The organism is Chryseobacterium sp. SIMBA_029, from assembly GCF_046535275.1.
Classification (GTDB): Bacteria; Bacteroidota; Bacteroidia; order Flavobacteriales; family Weeksellaceae; genus Chryseobacterium.
In genome coordinates, this window is record NZ_JAWRXA010000185.1 from 1 (window position 1) to 290 (window position 290).

2 pseudogenes are annotated in these 290 nt (G+C 35.5%); both read left to right on the forward strand.

Annotated elements, in window-relative coordinates:
- A pseudogene (locus SB679_RS23750) lies at positions 1–188 on the forward strand (50S ribosomal protein L1); the annotation flags it as partial.
- A gap of 17 nt (positions 189–205) precedes the next feature.
- Positions 206–290 (forward strand): annotated as a pseudogene (locus SB679_RS23755) (50S ribosomal protein L10); the annotation flags it as partial.

Below are 290 nucleotides of genomic sequence, written 5' to 3' on the forward strand. Positions count from 1 at the left end.
GTATTATCCATGCAGGTATCGGTAAAGTATCTTTTGATGCTGATAAATTGAAGGAAAATGCTCAGGAGTTAATGTCGACATTGATCAAAATGAAGCCTACTGCTGCTAAAGGAACTTATGTAAAAAGCGTTTATTTGTCTTCTACAATGAGCCCAGGTATTGCAATTGATACTAAATCTGTTAACTAATATAACTCCTTAAGACAATGACAAAAGACCACAAAGTTGTAGCACTACAAGAGATCAAAGACTTGCTTCAGGATGCAAAAGTAGTATACGTAGCAGATCTAG